General features: G+C 68.0%; 1 tRNA gene. It reads right to left on the reverse strand.

Features of this window, described 5'->3' with window-relative positions:
• Position 1: 1 nt before the first annotated feature.
• Positions 2–75, reverse strand: a tRNA-Lys gene (locus tag G3I41_RS28965).
• Positions 76–406: the final 331 nt, after the last annotated feature.

The raw sequence follows: 406 nt of genomic DNA on the forward strand, positions 1-406 counted from the left end.
GTGCGCCGCCAGGGACTCGAACCCCGGACCCGCTGATTAAGAGTCAGCTGCTCTAACCAACTGAGCTAGCGGCGCCTGCTGACCTGGAAAACTCTACCCGATCCCGAGTGGTGCTCCCGACCATCCCCCTCGCCGCACCGGCCTGTCGGATGGTCGTTTTTTCCCTTCTATCCGTCAAACTGCGGTATGTCACGACGTGGGTCATGACCGTTGACACGCTGACGCCCGAGCGGATGCGCCCGAGGAACTTGACGACTGCGGAGGGGAACCGCATGACTGTGCCGGCCTTCGAGGAGTACGTACCCGCCATCGACTGTCCCTGTCCCGGCTGCGCCGCCCAGCGGCGGACCGCCGCCGGCGGGCTGCCCGTGCGGAACGGGGGGCACCCGGCCGCGCGCGGCGCACG

Origin of the sequence: Streptomyces sp. SID9727 (genome assembly GCF_010550605.1) — a bacterium.
In the GTDB taxonomy this organism is placed as follows: domain Bacteria; phylum Actinomycetota; class Actinomycetes; order Streptomycetales; family Streptomycetaceae; genus Streptomyces.